The organism is Agromyces sp. ISL-38 (assembly GCF_018613935.1).
Classification (GTDB): domain Bacteria; phylum Actinomycetota; class Actinomycetes; order Actinomycetales; family Microbacteriaceae; genus Agromyces.
Map to the genome: position 1 here is coordinate 35,539 of NZ_JAGGPF010000012.1, position 23,421 is coordinate 58,959.

The window sequence follows — 23,421 nt, forward strand, 5'->3', positions numbered from 1 at the left end:
GGTCAGCCGCCCGCGGTTGCAGATCTCCCCTTCATCATCACCTGGCGCATCTCGGGCGACAGCTCGCCGATCGCGATGATGTTGCCCTCGCTGTCACTGAACCAGGCGCCTCGTGTGCCGGCGATCTCCGCGACGCCGTCGACCGTCTTCAGCCCCGGCATGTCGTAGTCATGGAACGTGACGCCGTGCGTGCGCAGCGCCGTCATGTCGCGGTCGAGGTTGTCGGTGACGAGGTTCAGCGCGGTGTTCTTCGCCGTGCCGGCGAACTGGGTCTCGTAGACAAATACGATCGTGCCGCCGAAGTCGTACATGTCTCCACCCTCGTCTGACGCGATCGGCTCGTGGCCGAGCACCTCGTGCCAGTAGTTGCGTGCGCGGACGATGTCGGAGGCGGGCAGCACTGCACTCGCCATGAGCTTTTCGAACATGATGTATCCTCGAATTCTTTCGGGTCGGCGTCAGTTTACGCGCGTGCTCGCCGGAGGTCACCACCCCTTTTCGGTCACATCAGTCGCGCTCGTGATCGCGATGAGTCACGCCCGCCGAGTCGCGTCCTGCACCTCTCCCACGAGCTCCTCGATGATGTCCTCGAGGAAGAGCACGCCGGTCGTGCCGCCGTCGCCGTCGAACGCGCGCGCGACATGGATTCCGAGGCGGCGCATCGTGGCGAGCGCGTCCTCGAGGTCGGCGCCGTCGTAGATCGACACCAGCCGGCGCACACGCTTCGCCGGTATCGGGTCGTCGAACTCGTCGTCGTCGAGGTCGATGACGTCTTTCAGGTGCACGTAGCCCACGGGCTCGCCCTGCTCGTCGAGGATCGGATACCGCGAGAAGCCGTGCCGCGCCACGCAGCGCTCCACATCGCCCGGCGATGCCGCGGGCGGCAGGCTCACGAGCCCGGCGAGCGGCAACGCGACATCCTTCACTCGCTTGGTGGTGAACTCGAACGCGGCGGTGAGCGTGCCGCTCGCGTCGACGAGCACGCCCTCACGACGTGACTGGTTGACGATCGTCTGCACCTCCTCGAGCGTGAACGTGCTCGTCGCCTCGGTCTTCGGCTCGACGCCCGAGAGCCGGAGCACCGCGTTCGCCGTCGCGTTCAGCGCGACGATGATCGGGCGGAAGAAGCGCGCGAGCAGCACGAGCGGCGGGGCGAGCAGGAGCACGGCACGATCGGGCACCGAGAACGACAGGTTCTTCGGCACCATCTCGCCGAAGACGACGTGCAGGTACGACACGAGCACCAGGGCGACGATGAACGCGATCGTCGAGACGACCTCCTCCGACCAGCCGGTCAACTGCAGCGGCACTTCGAGCAGATGGTGGATCGCGGGCTCCGAGACGTTCAGGATGAGCAGCGAGCAGACCGTGATGCCGAGCTGGCTCATCGCGAGCATGAGCGTGGCATGCTCCATCGCCCAGAGGGCGGTCTTCGCGCTCCGGCTGCCGGCGTCGGCGAGCGGCTCGATCTGCGAGCGCCGCGCTGAGATGACCGCGAACTCCGCGCCGACGAAGAAGGCGTTGGCCGCGAGCAGCACGACCAGCCAGGCTATTCCGACCCAGTCGCTCATCGCACGCTCTTCCTGTTGATGTCGTCGACCGCGGGCGCCGGGTCGGGCACGAAGCGCAACCGGTCGATCCTTCGCCCGTCGAGGCGCTGCACGATGAGCGTGCCGTCATCGATCGGCACCTCGTCGTCGGCGACGGGCAAGCGGCCGAGCCGGCTCATGACGAAGCCGGCGACGGTCTCGTAGTCGCCGTTCTCGGGAACACGGATGCCGGTGCGCTCGACGAGCTCGTCGGGCCGCAGGATGCCGGGGAAGCTCACGACATCCCCGCGGCGAACGACGCCCGCACGCGTACGGTCGTGCTCGTCGGCGACCTCGCCCACGAGCTCCTCGACGAGGTCCTCGAGCGTGGCGACACCGGCGGTGCCGCCGTATTCGTCGACGACGACCGCCATCTGGAAACCGCGGGCCCTGAGCTCGCCGAGGAGCGTGCCGAGCTTCATCGTCTCGGGCACACGGAGCGCCTCGGACTGGAGCGCCGACGTCGGGACATCCGACCGCTTCTCCCGTGGAACCGCCACCGCTTGCTTGACGTGCACGAGGCCGACGACGTCGTCGAGGTTCTCGTCGTACACGGGGAAGCGCGAGAAGCCGGTCTGCCGTGCAAGCTCGAGCACCGCCTCGGCCGGCTCGAGCCGCTGCACCGCGGCGACGGCCGGACGTGCGGTCATGACGTCGGATGCATCGTGGTCGGCGAAGCGGAGCGTGCGGCCGAGCAGGGTCGCCGTGTCCTGCTCGAGGAGCCCGGCGCTCGCGGACCGCCTGACGAGCGAGGAGAGCTCCTCGGCGGAGCGAGCGCCTGAGAGCTCCTCTTTCGGCTCGATTCCCACCGCGCGCAGCAGCGCGTTCGCGCTGCCGTTCAGGAGCGAGACCGCGGAGCGGAACACCCACGTGAACGCCGCCTGGAACGGCATCACGATGATCGCGGTCTGCCGCGGCAGCGCGAGCGCGAAGTTCTTCGGCACGAGCTCGCCGAGCACCATGGAGAGCAGCGTCGCGACGGTGACCGCGACGACCGCGCCGACCGGCGGAACGAGCCCCGCCGGCATGCCGATCGCCGCGAGCGGGCCCGCGAGCAGTGAGCTGATCGCCGGCTCCATCGTGTAGCCCGTGAGGAGCGTGGTGAGGGTGATGCCGAGCTGGGCGCTCGACAGGTGCGTCGACGTGATCTTCAACGCGGCGATCGTGAGGCCGAGCCTCGTCTCGCCCTTCGCGCGCCGCGCCTCGAGCTCCGCACGGTCGAGATTCACGAGCGCGAACTCGCTGGCGACGAACAAGCCCGTGCCGATCGTGAGGAGGAGTCCGATGCCGAGCAGGATCCACTCAGACATCCGCACCTCCCCAGATAGTCACGGGCGAGGGTCTATGGCCGGGTTCGGTCGCAGAGGGGGGGTCATCCATGGTCTCGCCAGTATATCGGCGGCATCCGCGACCATTCCGAGCTGTAACGCGGCCGTCACACGCGGCCTACCAGCTCACCGGCAGCGCCTTGCCCTCTTCGTAGCCCGCCGCCGATTGCACACCGACGAGCGCACGCTCGTGGAACTCCTCGATCGACCGCGCGCCGGCGTACGTGAAGGAGCTGCGCACTCCCGAGGTGATCATGTCGAGCAGGTCTTCGAGCGACGGGCGCAGCGGGTCGAGATAGATCGACGACGACGAGATGCCCTCGGCGAAGAGCTCCTTGCGGGCGAGCTCGTACGGCGAGAGCCGGTCGAAGCGCTCGCGCACCGCTTTCGTCGACGCCATGCCCCAGCTCTCCTTGAAGAGGCGGCCGGATGCGTCGCGCCGCAGCGTGCCCGGAGCCTCGATCGTGCCCGCGAACCATGAGCCGATCATCACGGATGCCGCACCAGCGGCGAGTGCGAGCGCCACGTCTCGCGGGTACCGCACGCCGCCGTCTGCCCACACGGTGGCGCCGTGCTCGCGCGCCGCCTCGGCGGTCTCGAGCACGGCGGAGAACTGCGGACGGCCGACAGCCGTCATCATGCGGGTCGTGCACATCGCACCCGGGCCGACGCCGACCTTCAGCACGTCGGCGCCGGCCTCGACGAGGTCGGCGACGGCATCGGCGGTCACGATGTTGCCGGCCACGATCGGCACGCCGAGTCCGAGGTCGCGCACGATGCGCACCGCGCGGATCATGCCCTCCTGGTGCCCGTGCGCGGTGTCGATGACGAGCATGTCGACCCCCGCTGCGGCGAGCGCCTTCGCCTTCGCGGCGACATCTCCGTTGATGCCGACCGCGGCGGCGACGCGAAGACGGCCGTCGGCGTCGACGTTCGGCTCGTAGATCGTGCCGCGCAACGCGCTCTTGCGGCTGAGGGTGCCGACGACGCGGCCGTGCTCGAGCACCGGCGCGAAATCGAGGCCGGCGTCGACCATGAGGTCGAATGCGCGCCGCGGCGAGTCGACGTCGTCGGCATCGAGCGAGGCGAGCCCGCCGTGCACCAGGTCGCCGAGCCGCGCGTCGGGCAGGGCGGTCGCGAGCCTCGTCGCGGCGATGCATCCGACGTACTCCCCTCGCGAGTCGTGGAGCACGATGCCATGACCCTCGACGGGCGGCAGTGCGGCGAGCGCGTCGGCGACCGTCGCGTCGGGCGCGAAGTCGTGGGGGATGTCGAATCGCGGCGATTGCGCCTTCACCCAGCGGATGGCCTCATCGAGGTCCTGCAGGTGCAGGTCTTGGGGCAGCACCCCGAGGCCCCCGCGGCGGGCGAGCGTGGCTGCGAGACGGGGCCCCGTGATGGAGTTCATGTTCGCCGAGACGATCGGAACGGATGCTCCTGAGCCGTCCTCGGGCGCGAGCGAGACGTCGAGCCTGCTGGTGACGGCGGAGCGGCTCGGCACGAGGAACACGTCGGAATAGGTGAGGTCGTGACGCGGCGTCGTCCGATAGAACTGCATGCCATCCACGCTACCGCCGCAATGGGGAACCCGACTCCGGCAGAGGGGTTTAGGCTGGTGAAGGTGATCGCGCACGATGCGCCAGGCGTGCATCGTGACGCCGCCAGCAGGTTATCCAGCATCAATGGAGAGAGTGGGCGAGAGGCTGTGTCGAGCCAATTGACCGGGTCAGGATCCGACGAGACGACGTCGGCGGAGTACGGAGCCAACGAGTGGCTCGTCGACGAGATGTACGAGAAGTTCCTCGCCGACCCTGAATCGGTCGACAAGACCTGGTGGCCGGTGCTCGAGCATTACCGCCAGATTCGCACCGGCGCGGGCAACGGTGACGGCACGACCGCAGCGGCACAGGCTCCTTCCGCCGCCGGCGCGACCGAAGCGGCAGCGCCTGCCGCGCCCGCCGCGCCGGATTCCACCGGGCCTGCCCCTGAGGCCCCCACGCCCGTTGAGGCCGCGCCGGCTGAAGCAGCGCCCTCGGAGGCGCCGCCCGCCGCTCAGGCACCTCCCGCTCCGGCATCGGCCGCGCCGGCACCCGTCCCACAGGCGCCCGCCGCACAGGTGCCGGCCGCGCCGGCCGAGCCCGTCGCCCCGGCAGAGCCCGCTCCCGCTGCGGGTGCAGCACCGGCAGAGCCCGCGCCGATCACCGCTGCCATGCCGGTCATCACGCAAACCCCCGAGGCGCGCACCACCTCGGTCGCCCCTCGCACGCAACCCGTGCCGGCCGACGTGCCGATCACGAGCCCGCAGCCCGTCGTCGAGTCGGAACGCGAAGACGAGATCGTGGCCCTGAAGGGCCTGCCGAAGACGCTCGCGGCGAACATGGACCAGAGCCTCTCGGTGCCCACCGCGACGAGCGTGCGCACGATCCCCGCGAAGCTCATGATCGACAACCGCATCGTGATCAACAACCACCTCCGTCGCTCACGCGGCGGCAAGGTGTCGTTCACCCACCTCATCGGCTGGGCGATCATCCAGGCGCTGAAGGAATTCCCCACCCAGAACGTCTACTACGCCGAACCCGATGGCAAGCCGAGCGTCGTCAAGCCCGCCCACATCGGCCTCGGCATCGCGATCGACCTCCCGAAGCCCGACGGCAGCCGCGCCCTGCTCGTGCCTGCCGTCAAGCGCGCCGAGACGATGTCGTTCAACGAGTACCTGGCCGCCTACGAAGACCTCGTGCAGCGCGCACGCCAGAACAAGCTGAAGGCCGACGACTTCTCGGGCGGCACGATCTCGCTCACGAACCCCGGCGGCATCGGCACCGTGCACTCGGTGCCGCGACTCATGAAGGGCCAGGGCTGCATCATCGGCGCCGGCGCGCTCGAGTATCCGGCCGAGTTCCAGGGCTCGTCCGAGAAGACCCTCGCGAACCTCGCCATCGGCAAGACGATCACGCTCACGTCCACGTACGACCACCGTGTCATCCAAGGCGCGGGCTCCGGCGAGTTCCTGAAGAAGGTGCACGAGCTTCTCATCGGGCAGCGCGGCTTCTACGAGAACATCTTCGCCGCGCTCCGTCTCCCCTACGAGCCGATCCGCTGGGCCCCCGACATCTCGGTCGACATCGCGAGTGCGATCGACAAGACGGCCCGAGTGCAGGAGCTCATCAACTCCTTCCGCGTGCGCGGCCACCTCATGGCCGACACCGACCCTCTCGAGTACGTGCAGCGCTCGCACCCCGACCTCGACATCGCGAGCCACGGGCTCACCTTCTGGGACCTCGACCGCGAATTCGTCACGGGCGGGTTCGGCGAGAAGCGCACGGCGCTCCTGCGCGACATCCTCGGAGTGCTCCGCGACTCCTACTGCCGCACGATCGGCATCGAGTACATGCACATCCAAGACCCGGTGCAGCGCAAGTGGATCCAGGGCGAGGTCGAGCGCAGCTACGAGAAGCCCACCCACGACGAGCAGATGCGCATCCTCGGCAAGCTCAACGAGGCAGAGGCGTTCGAGACCTTCCTGCAGACGAAGTACGTCGGCCAGAAGCGGTTCAGCCTCGAGGGCGGCGAGTCCGTCATCCCGCTCCTCGACGAGATCCTGCAGGGCGCCGCGAAGGAGGGCCTCGACGAGGTCGCCATCGGCATGGCGCACCGCGGCCGCCTGAACGTGCTCACGAACATCGCCGGCAAGACCTACGGCCAGGTGTTCCGCGAGTTCGAGGGCACGCAGGAGCAGAAGTCGTTCGCCGGCTCGGGCGACGTGAAGTACCACCTCGGCACGTCGGGCACCTTCACGGCCGACGACGGCCACCAGGTTCCGGTCTCGCTCGCGGCGAACCCCTCGCACCTCGAAGCCGTCGACGGCGTGCTCGAGGGAATCGTGCGCGCCAAGCAAGACAGAAAGCCCATCGGCACCTTCTCCACGCTGCCGATCCTCATCCACGGCGACGCCGCGATGGCCGCGCAGGGCGTCGTGTTCGAGACGATGCAGATGTCGCAGCTGCGGGGCTACCGCACCGGCGGCACGATCCACGTCGTCGTGAACAACCAGGTCGGCTTCACCACCGTGCCGGGCGACGCACGTTCGTCGATCTACTCGACGGATGTCGCGAAGACGATCCAAGCCCCGATCTTCCACGTGAACGGCGACGACCCCGAGTCCGTGGTTCGCGTCGCGGAGCTCGCGTTCCGGTACCGCCAGGAGTTCAAGCGCGACGTCGTCGTCGACCTCGTCTGCTTCCGCCGTCGCGGCCACAACGAGGGCGACGACCCCTCGATGACGCAGCCGCTCATGTACAACCTGATCGAGGCGAAGCGCTCGGTCCGAAAGCTCTACACCGAGGCGCTCGTCGGTCGTGGCGACATCACCGAAGAGGAATACGAGGAAGCGCACCGCGACTTCCAGGACCGCCTCGAACGCGCCTTCGCCGAGACGCACGCAGCGCAGACGGGTGCGATCCCGATCGTCGGCGCGACCGACTCCCGCCACGAACCCGAGGCCCCGCCCACGGGCGAGCTCGAGACCACCGGTGTCTCCACCGATGTCGTCTACGCCGTCGGCGACGCGTTCAACAACAAGCCCGCGGGCTTCACGGTGCACCCGAAGATCCAGCAGCTGCTCACCAAGCGACTCGACATGAGCCGCAACGGCAACATCGACTGGAGCTTCGGCGAACTCCTGGCACTCGGCTCGCTCCTGCTCGAGGGCACGCCGGTGCGCTTCGCCGGTCAAGACGCGCGCCGCGGCACGTTCGTGCAGCGCCACGCCGTGCTCCACGACCGTGCGAACGGGCAGGAGTGGCTGCCGCTGCAGAACCTCTCCGACAACCAGGCCAAGTTCTGGATCTACGACTCGCTGCTCAGCGAGTATGCCGCGATGGGCTTCGAATACGGCTATTCGGTCGAACGCGCCGATGCGCTCGTGCTGTGGGAGGCGCAGTTCGGTGACTTCGCCAATGGCGCGCAGACCATCATCGACGAGTTCATCTCCTCGGCCGAGCAGAAGTGGGGCCAGCGCTCGAGCGTCGTGCTCCTCCTCCCCCACGGCTACGAGGGCCAGGGCCCCGACCACTCGAGCGCCCGCATCGAGCGGTACCTCCAGCTCTGCGCCGAGAACAACATGACGGTCGCGCGGCCCTCGACACCCGCGTCGTACTTCCACCTGCTGCGCCGCCAGGCCTACCAGCGCCCGCGACGTCCGCTGGTGGTCTTCACCCCGAAGGCCATGCTGCGCCTCCGGGGCGCGACGAGCGAGGTCGCCGACTTCACGAGCGGCCGGTTCGAGCCCGTGATCGACGACGCCCGCATCACCGACAAGGCTGCGGTCAAGCGAGTCGTGTTCCTCTCGGGCAAGATCTACTACGACATCGTGGCGGAGCTCGAGAAGAACCCGAACCCCGAGATCGCCGTCGTGCGCCTCGAGCAGCTCTACCCGCTACCCGCAGTCGAGCTGAAGGCCGTCGCCGACGCCTACCCCGACGCCGAGCTCATGTGGGCGCAAGACGAGCCCGAGAACCAGGGCGCGTGGCCGTACTTCATCATCGAGACGAACAAGCTCGGCCCGCGGCCGGTCACGGTCGTCGCCCGTACCGCCGCCGCGTCACCCGCCACGGGATCCGCCAAGCGCCACTCGATCGAGCAGGCCGAGCTCGTGCGCCGCGCGACGACGCTGTAACCCCGAGACGACGAACGAAGGCGAGCGGATGCCACGCGGCATCCGCTCGCCTTCGTCGTTCGCAGAGGAGTGCGGCGAACGCGGTTCGTCAGTCGACGAGTATGCCGTGACCCGACTGGATGTCTCGGATGCGGCTCAGCACGATGGTGCGCAGCTCTTCGGGCGCGCTCTCACGGCACGCCCGCTGCACCACTTCGGTGATCGCGACGCCGACGCGGAGCTCTGCCCGGCAGTCGGCGCAGCTCTCCACGTGCTCACGAATGTCTGCCGCATCCTCGCGACGCAGTTCGTGGTGCAGGTACTCCTCGAGTTCGGCCTTGGCCTTCTCGCAACCGCAGTCGGTCATCGTTTGCTCCTGGTGGGTTGGCGCGCCGGCTGGTCGGCCGCGAATCCCTGTTCGCGGGCGTAGTCGGCGAGGGACTCGCGAAGCAGCCGGCGGCCACGGTGCAGGCGGCTCATCACGGTCCCGATGGGTGTGTTCATCATGTCGGCGATCTCCTGGTAGGAGAAGCCCTCGACGTCGGCGAAGTACACGGCGAGCCGGAAGTCTTCGGGAAGCGCCTGCAGGGCGTCTTTCACCGCACTGTCGGGCAGGTGGTCGATCGCCTCGGCCTCGGCCGAGCGGCTCGCCCTGGCGGTCGTCGACTCGGCGCCGCCGAGCTGCCAGTCCTCGAGCTCGTCGATCGTGCCCTGGTAGGGCTCGCGCTGCTTCTTGCGGTAGCTGTTGATGAAGGTGTTGGTGAGGATGCGGTACAGCCACGCCTTCAGGTTCGTGCCCTGCCGGAACTGCGCGAACGCGGCGAAGGCCTTCACGAACGTCTCCTGCACGAGGTCCTGCGCATCGGCGGGGTTCTTCGTCATGCGCAGCGCCGCAGCGTAGAGCTGGTCGATAAAGGGCAGGGCCTGCTCCTCGAAGAGCTCGCCGAGGGGCCGAGTCTCGTCAGTCGGTGTGGGATCGGTCTTGTCGGCAGTCATCACCGGCAATCCTAGATCGTCGAACAGGGCGACCGTCGGGCGTTCGAGTACTGCAGGCGACACGCGCACCATCTCCTTCCGCGTCGGCTGACGCTACTGTTGATAACCGATGCAGATTTCGAGGTATTCCGCACCCGAGTTCGATCCGTACGGTGAAGCGAGGCAGACCGAGACGGACGACGGATGGCGGGCGCCGGTCGCCGTGCGCCCGGTCTCCGCCGTGCTCGACCTTCCCGGGTCGAAGTCGCTCACGAATCGCGAGCTCGTACTCGCCGCGCTCGCCGATGGGCCGTCGGTGTTGCGTGCTCCGCTCTGGTCCCGCGACAGCGAGCTCATGATCGAGGCGCTGCGGTCGCTCGGCACGGGGTTCGAGCGCCAGCCAGGATCCGGCGCGTTCGGCGACGATCTCCGGGTCATCCCCGCCGATGAGCTCCTCGGCTCGACGACGATCGACTGCGGGCTCGCCGGCACGGTCATGCGGTTCGTGCCCCCCGTCGCGGCACTCGCGCTCGGGCCCACGACCTTCGACGGCGACGAGGGTGCGAGGCGGCGGCCGATGGCGGCCTCCATCCAGGCCCTCCGCGCGCTCGGCGTCGATCTCGACGACGACCGCCGCGGCACCCTGCCGTTCACCGTGCACGGCACCGGCCGCGTCGAGGGCGGAGCGCTCGAGATCGATGCCTCTGCGTCGAGCCAGTTCGTGTCGGGACTGCTGCTCTCGGCGGCCCGGTTCGACCACGGACTCGACCTGCGGCACACGGGTGAGCGCCTGCCGAGCCTGCCGCACATCGAGATGACCATCGAGACGCTGCGCGTCCGCGGCGTCGACGTCTCGAGCCCCGAAACCGGTCGCTGGATCGTCTCTCCCGGCCCCATCGCGGCAGTCGACGTCGACATCGAACCCGACCTCTCGAACGCCGCGCCGTTCCTCGTCGCGGCGCTCGTGGCGGGCGGCTCGGTCACGATCACGGGCTGGCCATCCGAGACCACCCAGGTCGGCGCGCAACTCGTCGATCTCCTGCCCCAGTTCGGCGCGCGAGTCGAGCGCGAGCCCGGCCGCGTGACGGTGCACGCGCCCGAACGCACGGCAGACGGCGGCCGCGGCATCCGTGGGGTCGAGCTCGACCTCAGTGAGGCCGGCGAGCTCGCACCGAACCTCGTCGCCCTCGCGGCGCTGGCCGACGAGCCGAGCACGATCACCGGCATCGGCCACATCCGCCATCACGAGACCGACCGTCTCGCGGCACTCGTAGCCGAGCTGAACGGCCTCGGCGGCAACGTCACCGAACTCGACGACGGGCTGCGCATCGAGCCGGCGGCGCTCCATGCCGGGCCGTGGCGGGCATATGCCGATCACCGCATGGCCACGAGCGGGGCGATCATCGGCCTCGCCGTGCCGGGCGTCGTCGTCGACGACATCGCCTCGACGGGCAAGACCCTCCCCCAGTTCACGGAGCTCTGGGAGCGGATGCTCGCATGAGCTGGTGGAGCTCCGACGACGAGGAAGACGAGCCCGAGTACGACGAGTCCGACATCCGGGTGCGGCCGAGCCGGCGCGGAAGCCGGCCCCGCAGCAAGATGCGTCCCGAGCATGCCAATGCGGTCACCGGGTCGGTGCTGGGCGTCGATCGCGGTCGGTACGCGGTGCTCCTGAACGAGGATGAGTCCGACGAGCGCGAGATCACGGCAGCCCGTGCGAGCGAACTGCGTCGCAAGTCGGTCGTCACGGGCGACCACGTGGATCTCGTCGGCGACACTACGGGCGAAGCCGGCACTCTCGCCCGGATCGTGCGGATCGGCGAGCGCTCGACGCTCCTTCGCCGCAGCGCCGACGACACCGACGAGGTCGAGCGCGTCATCGTCGCGAACGCCGACCAGATGCTCATCGTCGTGGCCGCCGCGAATCCCGAGCCGCGCATCAGGCTCGTCGACCGCTACCTCGTCGCCGCGTTCGACGCCGGCATCCAGCCGCTGCTCTGCATCACCAAGACCGACCTCGCCGACCCGGCCGTCTTCCTCGAGAACTTCGCCGGCCTCGACCTGCCGGTCTTCCTCAGCAGCACCGAGCGAATGCCGCTCGTCGAGATCACCGAAGCGCTCATCGGCCATCGCACGGTCTTCGTGGGGCACTCGGGCGTGGGCAAGTCGACCCTCGTCAACGCCCTCGTGCCGAGCGCCGAACGCGCGATCGGCCGAGTCAACGAGGTGACCGGCCGCGGCCGACACACGTCGTCGTCGACGATCTCGTTCCGCGTCGTCACCGACCACGGTTCGGGGTGGGTGATCGACACTCCGGGCGTGCGCTCGTTCGGGCTCGGCCACGTGAATCCCGAGAACATCCTCGGCGCCTTCACCGACCTCGCGCGCATCGCCGAGCGCTGCCCGCGAGGCTGCACGCATCTCCCCGACGCACCCGACTGCGCGATGAACGAGGCCGTCGAAGCCGGTGAGCTCGGCGAGACCGGGCGGGCACGCCTCGATTCCCTGCAGCGCCTGCTCGGCACCTTCGCCGCGGCCTGAGTCGCCGGGAACCGACCGGTGGCGTCATCCGGAGCCGACTGCCAGCCGGCCGTGCCTAGCATGGTGGGATGACCGATGCACGACTGACCACCGGGGATCTCGCGCCCGATTTCACGCTCGACGACCAGGACGGCCAGCCGGTCACGCTCTCGTCGCTGCGCGGCTCGAAGGTGGTGCTCTACTTCTATCCCGAGGCGATGACGCCCGGCTGCACCACCGAGGCGTGCGACTTCCGAGACAATCTGAACTCGTTCGCGAGCGCCGGTATCCGCGTGCTCGGCGTCTCGAAAGACGACGTCCCGAAGCTCAAGCGCTTCGCCGAGCGTGACCGGCTGAACTTCACGGTGCTCTCCGACAAGGAGCTCGCCGTGCAGCAGCGGTACGGCGTCTGGGGCGAGAAGATGCTCTACGGCAAGATCGTGATCGGCTCCATCCGCTCGACGTTCGTCATCGGCGAAGACGGCCGAATCGAGCGAGCCCTCTACAACGTGAAGGCCACCGGGCACGTGGCGCGGTTGCGCCGTGAGCTCGGCCTCGACGCCTGAGCCTCACGAAGCGGGCAGGTCTTCGGGGCGGGAGTACGCGAGGCGTACGGGCGTCCACAACAGCAGCCCGATGACGGTGATGGCGGGCACGAGCAGCGGCCATCCGATGTCGGGTCGTGCGAACAGACCCTGGAACGCGCCGACGGCGATCGAGAGCTGCAGAATCTGCCAGACGATCGCCGACGCGCGCGACCACGGTGCGCGCCGGAGCGAGGCGATGGCGACCGCACCGACCCAGATCGCGCCGAGCACGACGAGCACGATCAGTGCGATGGCCGTCGCATACGACGACGGCTGCGCGACGATGAGATCGACGAGCAGCCACACGACCACCGCGACGAGCGCAGCCGCCTCGAGCAGCAGCAACGTGCTCACGACGACCAGGGCGGCGCGCACCCCGCTGTCGGGAGGCGTCCCGCTTTCAGATGGTGTTCCGGATGCCGCGGCGGCGGCGTCCTCTCCCTCGTCGTGGTGCCCGTCAGCGCCTTGATTCACAGCGTTATCCCATACACGGCTATTGATTCGATCTCTCCGCTATGCGACCATTTATGAGGCCGAGTTGATGCTCACAGGGACGTGAGCTGATCAGTCATGATCCTACTTCCCGTGATTCGGCCTTTCCCCCCTGCAGCACAGCCGGAGCCCCGGCAGCGCACGCATGCGCGTCTGCAATCGAAGTACGCAAGGAGCATCTCCATGGATTGGCGCGACAAAGCCGCCTGCCTCACGGCTGACCCGGAACTCTTCTTTCCGGTCGGCAACACTGGTCCCGCAGTCGACCAGATCGAGAAGGCGAAGGCTGTCTGCGCGCGGTGCACGGTCACGGAGATCTGCCTGCAATACGCCCTCGAGACCGGTCAGGACTCCGGCGTGTGGGGTGGCCTGAGTGAAGACGAGCGTCGCGCGCTCAAGCGCCGCGCCGCTCGCGCGCGTAGGGCTTCCTGACCCTACTGGGCGCCTGACCCTGCTGGGGCGGCGCCCAATCCCTGCTGGGGCGCCGGCTACGCCGGCGTGATCCACCGCAGCGGCACATCGATCGTCACCTCGGTGCCGCGTCCGACGACCGTGTGCCAGTCGATCGTGCCGCCGAGCTCGCCCTGGATGAGCGTGCGCACGATCTGAGTGCCGAGCCCTTCGCCGACCTTGCCCTCGGGCAGGCCGGAGCCGGTGTCGCGCACCTGCACGGTGAGCGTCGTCGGCGACCGGTCGGCGGTGATCTCGACATCGCCCTCCTGCCCGGCCAGGCCGTGTTCGACCGCGTTGGTGACGAGCTCCGTGAGCGCAAGCGCGAGCGGAGTGGCGTACTCGCTCGGAAGGACGCCGAACGAGCCTGAGCGCTTCGGGTGGGCCGTCGTGTTGTGCGCCGAGGCGACTTCAGCTACGAGGAGCAGCGCCCGGTCGAAGACCGCGTCGAAGTCGACGTTCTGGTTGAGCCCCTCCGAGAGGGTGTCGTGCACCACCGCGATCGCGCCGACTCTCCGCATCGCCTGGGTGAGGGCTTCTCGAGCCTCATCGGAGTGCGTACGGCGGGCCTGGATGCGCAAGAGCGATGCGACGGTCTGCAGGTTGTTCTTGACGCGATGGTGGATCTCGCGGATCGTCGCGTCCTTCGTGATGAGCTCCTGCTCCTGATGGCGCAATTCGGTGACGTCGCGACTCAAGACGATGGCACCGATGCGCTCGCCCCGGTGCCGGATCGGAATCGCCCGCAACGAGACGGTGACCCCGCGGGACTCCACATCGGTGCGCCACGGCGCACGACCCGTGACGACCAGCGGGAGTGACTCGTCGATGACGAGCTTGCCGCTCAGGATCTTGGTGCTGACCTCGGCGAGCGACTCGCCCTCGAGTTCGTCGTCGAAGCCCATGCGGTTGAACGCCGACAGTGCGTTCGGGCTTGCGAAGGTCGTGGTGCCGTCGACGTCGAGGCGGATGAGCCCGTCTGACGCTCGCGGGGCGCCGCGTCGCGGACCGGTCGGGGCGCCGAGATCGGGGAAGTCGCCCGAGGCGATCATCTGGAAGAGCTCCTCGGCGCACTCGTTGAAGGTGAGCTCCTGACGACTCGGCGTACGTGTCGCCCCGAGGTTCGTGTGCCGGGTGATGACGGCGACCGGCTCGTCGGCGAGCTTCGTGCCGGTCGACGTGAGCCGCCGCATGACGGGCACGGCCCGCACTCGAGTGGGCATCTCCTCGTACCAGTCGGGGGCCGACGAGTCGACGATGCGGGCGCTCCCGAATGCCTGTGTGGCGAGATCGTGCCACTGCGGCTTGATCTCCTGGCCGACGAAGTCGCGGTAGAACAGCGTCGCCGCACTCGAAGGTCGCGCATGTGCGACGGCGACGAAGCCATCGGGTCCGGATGGCACCCACAGCACGATGTCGGCGAATGCGAGGTCGGCGAGCAGCTGCAGGTCGCCGACGAGCATGTGCAGCCAATCGACATCGGCCTGACTGCTGCGGCCCTGGGCGAGAACGAGATCACTGAGGGTCGACACAGATCCAGCGTAGTCGTGCTCCGGTGCCCGCCTGCTCAGCCCGCGGCAGGCCGCCGGATTGGCGGGAAGGCGAACCCGCTGCGCCGTGCCGGCTCGGGGACCGGCAACAGCGCGTCGAACGCGTAGTCGCGGATGGCTGCGCGCAGCGGAGAGCGCGGTGCTGCATCGCGCAGGGTGCGAGCGGTGAGGATCGCCGCATCCGCCCCCTTGCCGTCGTGCGGCAGCAGCGTCGCGTCGCCGAGGCCGGCGAAGCGACGGAGCGTCTGCCGCACCTGGCTGTGCGCGTCGATGCCGAGCGCGCTCGTGCGCACCCGGTTGACGATGACGTCGACCCGCTCGGGTTCGACGAGGTCGATGAGCTCCCCATGGCCGCGCAACAGGCGCGACAGTCCCACGGGGTCGGCGAGCCCCACGGCGACGACGCGATCGGCTGCGGCAAGGGTGGCGAAGGTCGCCGCGTTGCGCCTCGGCGCGAACTGGTCGCTCGTGAGCTCCTCGTCGTGCTCGAGGCTGAATCCGGTATCGACGACGACGTACTCGACCCACGCCCGGATGGCGCCGAGCGCCGCCGTCACCCGTTCTCGCGAGAGTTCTGGCCACCGACTCGGCCCGACGAGACCGGTGAAGACGCTGAACGACGCTCGCGGCGCAGAGTAGCGCTGCACGATTCGTTCGAGTTCGGCGCGATCGAGCGCATCGGCCCCCGCGAGCCGGCAGGCGGACGCGAACCCCGGCGCCTCGTCGAGCAACCCGAGCGAGGGCGCGACCGCACCGCCGTAGGGGTCTGCGTCGACGAGCGCGACGGTGTGCCCCGCCGCGGCGATCTCTGCGGCGAGGTTCACGGCGATGGTCGTTCGGCCGGGTGCTCCGGCAGGCCCCCAGACGGCGATGACGGATGCCGCCCTCGAGGGTCGCGCGCTCGTCTCGCCGAGTCGCGACGGCACCGGCACTCCCCCGCTCACGAGCACCTCGACCTCGGGCCAGGCGACCGAGCGGTCGAGCACCTCGTGCAAGCCGAGGTGGGCCGCGTGCGACCGTTCGGCATCGCCGGAGGCGAGCCCGATGAGACGGATGCCGCGTTCGTCGCACGCCTCGAGCAGCTCGGCGCTCAGGGTGCCGCGGCCGGCCCCGACGATGACGACATCGGGCGCGAGCACGTCGAGGCTCTCGAGGAGGTCTCGCCAGCCCACGAGGCGCGCGACGACCGTGTGGCCGTGCTCGACGAGGTCGGCCAGGAGCCGGTCTTCAGTGGCGGCGTCGAGCGCGAGGGCGAGCCTGGCCATCTCAGCGCCCGTTCGCGCGAGCCGGAACGAGGTCGATGGCGTCGCCGGCGGCGAGCGCCTGGAGGAGAGCCGCGACCTTCTCGCGCGGGATGAGCAGTTCTACAGAGACGCTCTCGGATGCCACCATGCCCTCGCTCTCGACGAGGCCCGCGATCTCGGCGCCCGACACGAGGACCGCCGGTGGCTCGTAGGCTCCGCCCTCGAGTTGTCGCGCCGTCCAGACGTCGACGCTCGAGCCTGCTGCCAACTCGGTGGGCAGTGGGCCGCGACTCGGCACGACGATCGTCGCCAGGCCGGTGCGATCCTCCTGGTCGACGGCGGAGCCGGGCACGAGCTCACCCGCCTGCACCGTGCGGGTCACGACAAGGCCGCCCTCCGGCACGTCGCCGGGCGCGAGGTACTGCGACGCACTGGCACCGAGTCGCACCGATTCGGAGGTGAGATCGCCTGCATCGATGCGGGTGCCGGGAGTGAGGGTCTCACGTGCGACGTAGACCTCTGCGGCGTCGTCGAGCCCCGAGATGAGCGCCCACACGCCGAGCGTGGAGCCGGCGATGAGCACCATGCCGATGATGAGACGCGGATCGAGGCGGAGGGACCCCCGTTCACCGCGTTCCTGTCGACGTGCCATCGGCCTGCTCCCTTCACCGGGGCGCGCTCGCGCCGCACCCATCGTCACCCGAAGCAGAGAGGACGCCCAGAAGTTATCCACATTCGCACCGCGCCCGCGGCGACAGGTCGATAATCGAGACATGACCTCTCCAGGCTCGGGCGACGAGATCGGCCGGTTCCTCACCATCGCCGACGCGGCCGAGATCCTCGCCGTCGACGTCGCGACGGTCGACGAGCTGATCCGTTCGGGCGAATTGCCCGCGATCCGCGTCGGCACCTCCGGTCCGTGGCGCATCGAGCGCGTTCAGCTCGAAGTGTGGATCGAGGGGCAATACGAGGAGACGCGTCGGTATTCGCTGTGGAACCAGGGCGAGTTCGCGAACGTCGTCGAGCTCTCAGGCGTTCGCTCCGGTCGCGTGCGCCCCGTCGACTGAGCACGCTCCTTCGCCTGCGGCGCCTCGGCCGCGGCATCCGTCCCACGAACTCGCGGCCCCGGAATCCGTCGGCGGTCTGCGGTCAGCGGAAGGCGACGAGCAGCACTCGCGCGAGCGGCACGACACGATAGCCCTGCACCTCGCGCTCCCGCCGGGGCGCGTCGGCGTCGTGGAGGGCGAGGTCGATGTGATCTCGGGCAACGCGGTCGATGGTGCCGTGCGAGACGCCGTCGACGGTCGTGAGCTGCACGTGCGTGCGCCGCCGGCACAGGTCGCGCAGCACGAACGGGAGGCCGATGCGTTCGGCGAGCCTCGCGGAGGATTCGGGCAGCGGCTCGAGGCTCGGGTCGAGTTGGGCTCGCGTGGGCAGCAGCGCGGCGATCGCACCGAGGGGAACGATGCACTGCGCTCCGCCGCGCCCGGGCTCCCTCAGTTCGGCGCTCATCCAGTCGCGCCCGAATGCGAGCGGACGGAGTGCCAGGATCCGGCCGCCCTGCAACTCCACGCGCACGCTCGCCGTGGGGTCATGGCGGTCGTCGCCGTCGGCGCTCGCGATCGCCGACAGCCGATCTCGCAACGTGAGGCGCCCGAGTCGCAGGCGCTCCTCTTCGATCGCGAGCGCGCGCTCCTCGTCGCGTTGCTCCTGGTCGAGCTGCGACTCGAGATCGTCGAACAGCAGGTCCCAGCGCATGCAGCGACGCTACCGCGCGACCGGGGATCGCCGGTTCGTTTTCCACAGGCGCCGAATTCTCTTGACAGTGCTCGGCGGCGTCAATACGGTTCAGTCAAGGATTTCCGAACGCCCCCCGATCGGGGGTGATCCTGTCCCCTGGCCGAATGCCCCCTCCCCGCTGGAGCAACGATGACCGCACGCCATGCCGCCGCCGCTCGAACGGTGGTGGTTCGAGGATCCACTGCGCGCTTCCTCGACGACGAAGACGAGTACTTCGGCCGCCAACCGGCCCGTCGCGAAGAGCTCCCCGATCCCGAGCCGGTGCTCCGGAATCTCACGCACTGCGTGATCGAGGCGCTCGCGGGCGCTCGCGACCTCGAGCAGCTCGCCCGGTGGGTGAACGACGACGTCTATCGCAACCTGTCCAAGCGCGTCGTGCTCGCCGCGCGCGCCCGCCGTGTGAAGGGGCAGGCGCCGCAGCGCCCGGCGTTCTCGCTCGGCCGGCTCATCGTGTGCGAGCCCGCCGACGGCGTGATCGAAGCGGTCGTCATGGTGCACCAGCGCGCGAGGTCGCGAGCGGTGGCCATCCGCCTCGAGGGCTTCGACCAGCGCTGGCGCGCGAGCGTCATCAGCGTGCTCTGAGTCGCGCGCGACTCAGAGCACCGCCCGCGGTTCACAAACCGCGGTTCACGACCCGCGGTTCACCACCCGCGCGTCAGCGCCCCTTGCGCTCCTGGGCGCGGCGCTCTGCACGATTCTGCGGCGCTTGACCGTTGCCACCATCGTCGGTGCGCTGGCCGAACGCCCCGCGAGCCGGCTCCACCGCAGGCGCCTGGCTCTCTGCCACAGCGCGACGCGCACGCTGTGTGGCCGCTTGCTGCACCTGGCCGCGCTGGTTGCGCACCTCGACGCCGCCTGCATCGCTCGGAGCGGAGTAGCTGAGCTTGTCGTCGGAGGCCCCCTGGCGGCCGAGGCCCTTGGCTTCGATCCTGGCACCGCCCACGCCCGCCTGGGGCGCCACCTCGACCTCGAGGTTGAACAGGAAGCCGACGGTCTCCTCGCGGATCGATCCCATCATCTGCTGGAACATCGCGAAGCCCTCGCGCTGGTACTCGACGAGCGGGTCGCGCTGTGCCATCGCCCGCAGGCCGATGCCGTCTTTCAGGTAGTCCATCTCGTAGAGGTGGTCACGCCAGCGACGGTCGATGACCGAGAGCACGACACGACGTTCGAGCTCGCGCATGGCGGGTGAGCCGAGCTGCTCCTCCCGGCGCTGGTAGGCGAGCTTCGCGTCGGAGAGGATCTCGCGGCGAACGAAGTCGCGGTTGACGCGACCCTTCTCGCCGGCCTCGGCCACGACCTCGTCGATCGTGATGCCGATCGGGTAGAGCGTCTTCAGCTCGGTCCAGAGCGCATCGAAGTCCCACTCGTCGGGGTTGCCCTCGGCGGTGTGCACGTCGAGCACCTCGTCGATGACGTCTTCGAGGAAGCGCTGGGTGCGCTCGTGCAGGTCGTCGCCCTCGAGGATGTGACGGCGGTCGCTGTAGATCGCTTCGCGCTGGCGGTTCAGCACGTCGTCGTACTTCAGCACGTTCTTGCGGATCTCGGCGTTGCGCGCCTCGACCTGGGACTGCGCCGAGCGGATGGCGCGAGTGACGACCTTCGACTCGATGGCGACGTCGTCGGGAACTCCTCGTGCCATCAGACTCTCGGCTGCACCGGCGTTGAAGAGCCGCATGAGATCGTCGGTGAGCGAGAGGTAGAAGCGGCTCTCGCCGGGATCGCCCTGCCGGCCGGAGCGGCCGCGCAACTGGTTGTCGATGCGCCGCGACTCGTGGCGCTCAGTGCCGAGCACGTAGAGTCCGCCGGCCGCGAGCACCTTCTCGGCCTCCACGGCGACCTCGGACTTGACCTTCTCGAAGACCTCGTCCCAAGCGGCCTCGTAGTCGTCGGGCGTGTCGACCGGGCTGAGTCCGCGTTCGTGCATGAGCTGCACCGCGAGGAACTCGGCGTTGCCTCCGAGCATGACGTCGGTTCCGCGGCCGGCCATGTTGGTGGCGACCGTCACGGCGCCGAACCGACCCGCCTGGGCGACGATCGCCGCTTCGCGCGCGTGGTTCTTCGCGTTCAGCACCTCGTGCCGTACGCCCTTCTTCGCGAGCAACCGCGAGAGGTATTCGCTCTTCTCGACGCTCGTCGTTCCGACGAGCACCGGCTGCCCCTTCTGGTGCCGCGCGACGATGTCTTCGACGACCTGCGCGAACTTCGACTCCTCGTTCTTGTAGACGAGGTCGGGCTGGTCCGTGCGCACCATGGGCCGGTTCGTGGGGATGGCCACGACGCCGAGCTTGTAGGTCGACATGAACTCGGCGGCCTCGGTCTCGGCCGTGCCCGTCATGCCCGAGAGCTTCGAGTAGAGGCGGAAGTAGTTCTGCAGCGTGACCGTGGCGAGCGTCTGGTTCTCGGCCTTGACCTGCACGCCCTCCTTCGCCTCGATCGCCTGGTGGATGCCCTCGTTGTAGCGTCGGCCGACGAGGATGCGGCCGGTGTGCTCGTCGACGATGAGCACCTCGCCGTTCATGACGACGTAGTCCTTGTCGCGCTTGAACAGCGCCTTCGCCTTGATCGAGTTGTTGAGGAAGGAGATGAGCGGGGTGTTCGCCGACTCGTAGAGGTTCTCGATGCCGAGGTAGTCCTCGACCTTCTCGATGCCGGACTCGAGCACGCCCACAGTGCGCTTCTTCTCGTCGACCTCGTAGTCCTCGCCGGACACGAGCCGCTTCGCGAGGTTCGCGAACTCCGTGAACCATCGGTTGGCCTCGCCGGATGCCGGTCCGGAGATGATGAGCGGCGTGCGCGCCTCGTCGATGAGGATCGAGTCGACCTCGTCGACGATCGCGAAGAAGTGTCCGCGCTGCACCATGTCGGACGACTGCCATGCCATGTTGTCGCGCAGGTAGTCGAAGCCGAACTCGTTGTTCGTGCCATACGTGATGTCGGCGGCGTACTGCTCGCGGCGCACGGCAGGGGTCTGGCCGGCCACGATGCATCCGGTTGTCATGCCGAGGGCACGGAAGACGCGGCCCATGAGCTCGGACTGGTAGCTCGCGAGGAAGTCATTGACCGTGACGATGTGCACGCCGCGGCTCGTGAGCGCGTTCAGGTAGGCGGCGGTGGTCGCGACGAGGGTCTTGCCCTCACCGGTCTTCATCTCGGCGATGTTGCCGAGGTGGAGCGCCGCGCCGCCCATGAGCTGCACGTCGAAGTGCCGGAGGCCGAGGGTGCGCCGGCTCGCCTCGCGCACTGCGGCGAAGGCCTCGGGCAGCAGGTCGTCGAGCGACTCGCCGTTGGAATAGCGTTCGCGCAGCTCGACGGTCTCATGCTTCAGTTCCTCGTCGCTGAGGGCCTGGAAGTCGTCTTCGAGCGCACTGATCGCTGCAGCGTAGTTCTCCAGCCGCCTGAGCGTGCGACCCTCGCCGACGCGGAGGACCTTTTCCAGAATCGAAGCCACGAATGTTCTCCTGTAATCGTCAGGCGCCACGTTCCTTGGATGGTACGTCGTCGGGTGGAACACCCGGGCACGCCCGATGCCGCCATGCAGACGGTCATCATAGCCATGCTAGCGGGCAGTCGGCTGGGCGTTGCCCGAGGCTGCGCATGAGAGCAGGGGTCATGGGCATGAGTGAGCCCGTCGGTGGTTCGCCGGGTCGGCGGCCCTCCGACGGGCTCGAGCGGAGCGAACGCTCAGGCGTTGGCGCGCTGCAGTTCCATGGGTAACTCTGCGGCCTCGTCATCGGTTCGGTCGTCGAGTCCGATGAGGCCGTAGTCCCAGCCCTTGCGGCGGTAGACCACGCTCGGGCGCCCGCTTTCGGCGTCGACGAACAGGTAGAAGTCGTGACCCACGAGCTCCATGAAGTACAGCGCGTCGTCGACGGTCATCGGGGTCGAGGCGAACACCTTCCTCCGGATGACCACGGGTGAGTACACATCGTCTTCTTCTTTCGCCTGCGTCTCGTCGTCGGCGATCACGGGAATGCTCCCCGTGCGCACCCGCTCGAGCACCTCGGGCGCCGCAGCCTGGACACCGACTCCGGAGAAGCCCGCGTCGGTCGCCTCGCGCAGCGACGTCGGGCGGCGCTGGCCGCGGTGCACCTTCCGGCGATCCTTGGACCGGCGGACTCGCTCGAGCAACCGTCCGAGGGCGACGTCGAACGCCGCGTACTTGTCGGAGCCGTCTGCCTCAGCTCGCACGACCGGGCCCTTGCCCACGAGCGTGAGCTCGATGCGGTCAGGGCCGGGGTTGCCGTTCTTCTCGTTGTGACGCGTGAGCTTCACGTTGAGCGAGATGGCTCGTTCGGCGAGATGGGTGACTTTCTCGGACTTCTCGGCGGCGTATGCCCGGAAACGATCAGTGATTCCCAGGTTCCGTCCGACGATGTTCAGTTCCATGACGACCTCCATCTACCGGCGTGTCACCCGGGTCTGAAGGGTGGATCGACCACGCCTGTCCTGCCACCGTAGCCCCGATGTCAGGCAAAGTCACGGAGTGTTTCCGGTGACTTCGCTGCATGCCCGCCGTGCCGCAGCGGGGTCTCGGCGAGCACCGCGAACGCACCCGTGGAGCCGCCCGCCGCGATGATCGCACGAGCCGCTTCGGCGAGCGTCGATCCGGTCGTGAGCACGTCGTCGACGAGCAGGAAGCGGCGGCCCGCGAGCGCTCGAACGGCCACGAGGCCACCGGCGGAGTTGGCTCGTCGGGCCTCGGCGCCGAGCCCCGCTTGGTCGACGCGGCCGCGTGCGAGGGCGAGCACCTTCGACGAGCGGATGCCGCAACGGGCGAGCAACACCTCGACGGGTGCGTACCCGCGCGTACGGTACGCGCTGGGCGCCGACGGGATCGTACAGACCTCGAGCGCGCGCCCCGGCGGGGCTGCGGCGACCGCGCGGGCGATCGCGGCGCGAAGCGCGAGGGCGAGCGCCGGCGCGGCATCCGTGCGCCCGCCGTCCTTGAACTCGCCGATGGCCGACGCGACGGGGCCCGCGTACTCGAGCGCCGCCCATGCGCTGAGGCCAGGCCGCTCGACGAGCTGAGGCATCGGGGTGAGGGCGACGCGGCACTCGTCGCAGACCGCGCGGTCGGGCTCACCGCAGCCGGCGCACGTGACGGGCAGCACCACGGCGAGCGCATCGAGCACGGCACGCTCCAAGCCCGCGACGGCGGCGCGCGCGCGAGGCAGGAGCGACGGAAGCGACTGGGGCGACGGAAGCTGCGGCATCCGCTCAGCCTGCGCCG

Annotated in this window: 21 protein-coding genes; 7 read left to right on the forward strand and 14 right to left on the reverse strand. The window is 69.0% G+C overall.

Going from position 1 to position 23,421, the window contains the following annotated elements:
* Positions 1-2: 2 nt before the first annotated feature.
* From J7E25_RS14235 to J7E25_RS14250, 4 genes are all read right to left on the reverse strand, one after another.
* A complete protein-coding gene (locus J7E25_RS14235) occupies positions 3-428 on the reverse strand; it encodes a VOC family protein (RefSeq protein WP_214870818.1) in 426 nt (141 codons plus the stop codon).
* A 105-nt stretch (positions 429-533) separates the two neighbouring features.
* On the reverse strand, positions 534-1,571 hold the full coding sequence (locus J7E25_RS14240) for a hemolysin family protein (protein WP_214870819.1): 1,038 nt from the start codon (positions 1,569-1,571) through the stop codon (positions 534-536).
* Positions 1,568-2,899 carry a hemolysin family protein gene (locus J7E25_RS14245; protein ID WP_214870820.1) on the reverse strand — a complete coding sequence of 444 codons (1,332 nt, stop codon included), beginning with the start codon at positions 2,897-2,899 and terminating at the stop codon, positions 1,568-1,570. The genes J7E25_RS14240 and J7E25_RS14245 overlap by 4 nt, the downstream gene beginning before the upstream one ends.
* A gap of 136 nt (positions 2,900-3,035) precedes the next feature.
* Positions 3,036-4,475, reverse strand: a complete 1,440-nt coding sequence (locus J7E25_RS14250; RefSeq protein ID WP_214870821.1) for a GuaB1 family IMP dehydrogenase-related protein — start codon at positions 4,473-4,475, stop codon at positions 3,036-3,038.
* Positions 4,476-4,703: 228 nt separating this feature from the next.
* Between J7E25_RS14250 and J7E25_RS14255 the strand changes: the two genes are divergently transcribed.
* On the forward strand, positions 4,704-8,591 hold the full coding sequence (locus J7E25_RS14255; RefSeq protein WP_251039138.1) for a multifunctional oxoglutarate decarboxylase/oxoglutarate dehydrogenase thiamine pyrophosphate-binding subunit/dihydrolipoyllysine-residue succinyltransferase subunit: 3,888 nt from the start codon (positions 4,704-4,706) through the stop codon (positions 8,589-8,591).
* A gap of 88 nt (positions 8,592-8,679) precedes the next feature.
* On the opposite strand, the gene J7E25_RS14260 is transcribed toward J7E25_RS14255, so the two are convergent.
* Positions 8,680-8,937: a zf-HC2 domain-containing protein gene (locus J7E25_RS14260; RefSeq protein WP_214870823.1), complete on the reverse strand. Its 258-nt coding sequence runs from the start codon at positions 8,935-8,937 to the stop codon at positions 8,680-8,682.
* Positions 8,934-9,566 carry a sigma-70 family RNA polymerase sigma factor gene (locus J7E25_RS14265; RefSeq protein ID WP_214870979.1) on the reverse strand — a complete coding sequence of 211 codons (633 nt, stop codon included), beginning with the start codon at positions 9,564-9,566 and terminating at the stop codon, positions 8,934-8,936. Before J7E25_RS14265 ends, J7E25_RS14260 begins: the two co-directional genes overlap by 4 nt.
* A gap of 109 nt (positions 9,567-9,675) precedes the next feature.
* On the opposite strand from J7E25_RS14265, the gene aroA reads away from it, so the two are divergent.
* The 3 genes from aroA to bcp all read left to right on the forward strand — a co-directional run bounded on the left by aroA (position 9,676) and on the right by bcp (position 12,631).
* Complete coding sequence (aroA, locus tag J7E25_RS14270) at positions 9,676-11,046, forward strand: 3-phosphoshikimate 1-carboxyvinyltransferase (protein ID WP_214870824.1); 1,371 nt, start codon at positions 9,676-9,678, stop codon at positions 11,044-11,046.
* A complete protein-coding gene (rsgA, locus tag J7E25_RS14275; protein ID WP_214870825.1) occupies positions 11,043-12,086 on the forward strand; it encodes a ribosome small subunit-dependent GTPase A in 1,044 nt (347 codons plus the stop codon). Before aroA ends, rsgA begins: the two co-directional genes overlap by 4 nt.
* Positions 12,087-12,154: 68 nt before the next feature.
* A complete protein-coding gene (bcp, locus tag J7E25_RS14280; protein ID WP_214870826.1) occupies positions 12,155-12,631 on the forward strand; it encodes a thioredoxin-dependent thiol peroxidase in 477 nt (158 codons plus the stop codon).
* Positions 12,632-12,634: 3 nt separating this feature from the next.
* On the opposite strand, the gene J7E25_RS14285 is transcribed toward bcp, so the two are convergent.
* The gene (locus tag J7E25_RS14285; RefSeq protein ID WP_308164582.1) at positions 12,635-13,126 is read right to left on the reverse strand and encodes a hypothetical protein; all 492 of its coding nucleotides are present in this window, start codon (positions 13,124-13,126) and stop codon (positions 12,635-12,637) included.
* A 201-nt stretch (positions 13,127-13,327) separates the two neighbouring features.
* On the opposite strand from J7E25_RS14285, the gene J7E25_RS14290 reads away from it, so the two are divergent.
* A complete protein-coding gene (locus J7E25_RS14290) occupies positions 13,328-13,576 on the forward strand; it encodes a WhiB family transcriptional regulator (RefSeq protein ID WP_056730333.1) in 249 nt (82 codons plus the stop codon).
* Between the two features lie 56 nt (positions 13,577-13,632).
* On the opposite strand, the gene J7E25_RS14295 is transcribed toward J7E25_RS14290, so the two are convergent.
* Genes J7E25_RS14295 through J7E25_RS14305 form a run of 3 tightly spaced genes read right to left on the reverse strand, consistent with a single transcriptional unit; the run spans position 13,633 to position 17,040 of the window.
* Positions 13,633-15,126 (reverse strand): sensor histidine kinase, encoded by a 1,494-nt coding sequence (locus J7E25_RS14295; protein ID WP_214870827.1) that lies wholly within the window; start codon positions 15,124-15,126, stop codon positions 13,633-13,635.
* Between the two features lie 35 nt (positions 15,127-15,161).
* The gene (locus J7E25_RS14300) at positions 15,162-16,409 is read right to left on the reverse strand and encodes a regulator (RefSeq protein ID WP_214870828.1); all 1,248 of its coding nucleotides are present in this window, start codon (positions 16,407-16,409) and stop codon (positions 15,162-15,164) included.
* Between the two features lies 1 nt (position 16,410).
* Complete coding sequence (locus J7E25_RS14305; protein WP_214870829.1) at positions 16,411-17,040, reverse strand: SAF domain-containing protein; 630 nt, start codon at positions 17,038-17,040, stop codon at positions 16,411-16,413.
* A gap of 121 nt (positions 17,041-17,161) precedes the next feature.
* Here J7E25_RS14305 and J7E25_RS14310 point away from each other — a divergent pair, with 121 nt between their 5' ends.
* Positions 17,162-17,455: a helix-turn-helix domain-containing protein gene (locus J7E25_RS14310; protein WP_214870830.1), complete on the forward strand. Its 294-nt coding sequence runs from the start codon at positions 17,162-17,164 to the stop codon at positions 17,453-17,455.
* An 82-nt stretch (positions 17,456-17,537) separates the two neighbouring features.
* Here the strand turns inward: J7E25_RS14310 and J7E25_RS14315 are convergent, their stop codons facing one another.
* Positions 17,538-18,146 (reverse strand): hypothetical protein, encoded by a 609-nt coding sequence (locus tag J7E25_RS14315; protein WP_214870831.1) that lies wholly within the window; start codon positions 18,144-18,146, stop codon positions 17,538-17,540.
* A gap of 171 nt (positions 18,147-18,317) precedes the next feature.
* Here J7E25_RS14315 and J7E25_RS14320 point away from each other — a divergent pair, with 171 nt between their 5' ends.
* Positions 18,318-18,770 (forward strand): Rv3235 family protein, encoded by a 453-nt coding sequence (locus J7E25_RS14320; protein ID WP_214870832.1) that lies wholly within the window; start codon positions 18,318-18,320, stop codon positions 18,768-18,770.
* Between the two features lie 73 nt (positions 18,771-18,843).
* Here J7E25_RS14320 and secA read toward each other — a convergent pair whose 3' ends face one another.
* The 3 genes from secA to J7E25_RS14335 all read right to left on the reverse strand — a co-directional run bounded on the left by secA (position 18,844) and on the right by J7E25_RS14335 (position 23,404).
* A complete protein-coding gene (secA, locus tag J7E25_RS14325) occupies positions 18,844-21,639 on the reverse strand; it encodes a preprotein translocase subunit SecA (protein ID WP_214870833.1) in 2,796 nt (931 codons plus the stop codon).
* Between the two features lie 233 nt (positions 21,640-21,872).
* On the reverse strand, positions 21,873-22,577 hold the full coding sequence (hpf, locus tag J7E25_RS14330) for a ribosome hibernation-promoting factor, HPF/YfiA family (protein WP_214870834.1): 705 nt from the start codon (positions 22,575-22,577) through the stop codon (positions 21,873-21,875).
* Between the two features lie 80 nt (positions 22,578-22,657).
* Entirely contained in the window at positions 22,658-23,404 is a 747-nt protein-coding gene (locus J7E25_RS14335) for a ComF family protein (RefSeq protein WP_214870835.1), read from the reverse strand.
* Between the last annotated feature and the right edge of the window lie 17 nt (positions 23,405-23,421).